Source organism: Candidatus Binatia bacterium (genome assembly GCA_036382395.1).
Taxonomy (GTDB): Bacteria; Desulfobacterota; Binatia; order HRBIN30; family HRBIN30; genus JAGDMS01.
In genome coordinates this window covers 1-2,055 of sequence record DASVHW010000270.1, presented here as the reverse complement: position 1 = coordinate 2,055, position 2,055 = coordinate 1, and the positions used below count along the sequence as shown (strand labels likewise).

Genomic DNA, 2,055 nt, shown 5'->3' with positions numbered 1-2,055 from the left:
GGCTGGCTCTACAACAAGCGCTCGAGCGGGAAGCTGCATTTCCTCCAAGTCCGCGACGGCACCGGGATTCTGCAATGCGTCGTGTTCAAGAACGATGTTTCGCCGGAACAGTTCGCCCTCGCCGACCACATCACGCAAGAGTCGTCGCTGATCGTCCGCGGCACCGTCCGCGCCGACAGCCGTGCGCCGTTGGGCTACGAGCTGACCGTCAAGGATCTGCAGGTCGTAGCGTTAGCGGAAAGTTATCCCATCACACCCAAGGAGCATGGAGTCGCTTTCCTGCTCGATCATCGTCACTTGTGGCTGCGCTCTTCCCGACAGCACGCGATTCTGCGCGTGCGTAGCACGATCATCCGTGCCTGTCGTGATTACTTCGACGGCAAAGGTTTCACGCTCATCGATGCGCCGATCTTCACCCCGGCTGCATGCGAGGGGACGACGACGTTGTTCGTCACCGACTATTTCGGCGAACCTGCATACCTGACGCAGAGCGGCCAGCTCTACGCCGAGGCTGGTGCGTTCGCGTTCGGCAAAGTGTACTGCTTCGGTCCCACATTTCGCGCCGAGAAATCAAAGACCCGGCGGCATCTGACTGAATTCTGGATGATAGAACCCGAGGTCGCCTTCATGGACCTCGCCGGGGACATGGATCTGGCGGAAGACTTCGTCGAGTACGTGGTCCAACGAACCCTGCGCGAGCGGCGCCACGAGTTGGAGCATCTCGAGCGCGATTGCGTGCCGCTCGAGCGGGTACAGAAGCCGTTCCCGCGTATCACCTATACCGATGCTGTCGACCTGCTCCGCCAGCACAATTTCACCGTCGAGTGGGGAGCGGATTTCGGTGGCGATGAAGAGACCGCCATCTCGAATGCATTCGATCGGCCGGTGCTGGTCCACCGCTACCCCTTGGAGTGCAAGGCTTTCTACATGAAGGCAGATGCGCAGGATCCCCGCGTGGCCTTGTGCGTGGATATGCTCGCGCCGGAGGGCTATGGCGAGATCATCGGGGGAGGACAACGCGAGGACGATCTCCGTAGGCTCGAGGACAAGATCGAGGCCCACCAACTCCCCAAGGAAGCCTTCAGCTGGTACGCCGACTTGCGGCGCTACGGCTCGGTCCCGCACGCCGGCTTCGGAATGGGCATTGAGCGACTCGTCGCCTGGGTGTGCGGGCTCCACCACGTGCGCGAGACCATACCATTCCCGCGCCTGCTGGAACGCCTGCGACCGTGAAGTGGTGAAGCAGCTGTCAGCCGCCAGCGAAGAGTGTTCAGCTTCGCATCAGAACCACCGGCTCCGAAATCTCTCCGCTATTTCGGGGCGGCTCTCAGCCGGCGGACATCGCCGACACGGAGCGTGAACCCCGTGCGGTCGAAATAGTCGAGCAGAGAAATACTGAATTTCCTGCTGGCGCCCAGCAGATCGCGGAAGGTGGCGGCGCTGATGTCACCGTGTGCCTCGGCGTACTGGCGCAGGAGCGTTCGCGCCCGCTCGAGGTGGGCGCAGGCGAAGTACATATCCGTGGCGATCTTCACCACCCTGCCTTCGCGTTCGAGCTGCTGCAGGAGGGGCTCCAGCCGCCGCCGCGGCATGCCCAGCGCGCTCTCGACTTGCTTCAGATCGGGTGGGGTCACACCGCCTGCGGTGATCAGTGTCTCCGCGCGTGCGGCCAGTTCTTCTTCGTCACGCTTCAAGGTCACCCGATGCGCCGGCAGGCGCAGTGTGCTGTCCGCCCGCGCGATGATCCCTCCGGCAACCAGCGCATCAAGCAGAGTGCGGTAGATCTTCGGCGGCAGATCCGGCGCGATCTGCGTCCGCAGGGATTCCATTTCCAAGCCGGGCACGAGCGGGTTGCGCTGGTGAAACAGGCGCAGTGCCTCTACCACCGCGGCGCGCAGCGCTTCCCACTTCTCGGTGGTGGTGCAGGCCGCGACGTTGGCGGCGTCAGGCAGCGGGCGCAGGAGCGGGTCCGTGCGCAACACCTCGCGGATCGTGTCGATCGCCAGGTTTCCTGCCTGGGCCAGAAACTCGGGCGCCACCGCAAAATCGGGCTCG

2 protein-coding genes are annotated in these 2,055 nt (G+C 63.5%); one reads left to right on the top strand and one right to left on the bottom strand.

Translation table 11 applies throughout. The features are described from left to right. The coding region (gene asnS / locus VF515_12550; GenBank protein ID HEX7408465.1) for an asparagine--tRNA ligase at positions 1–1,233 on the top strand (1,233 nt) is incomplete at its 5' end. Positions 1,234–1,310: 77 nt separating this feature from the next. Here the strand turns inward: asnS and VF515_12545 are convergent. Further along, a partial coding sequence (locus tag VF515_12545) for a SelB C-terminal domain-containing protein (protein HEX7408464.1) occupies positions 1,311–2,055 on the bottom strand: 745 nt, incomplete at its 5' end.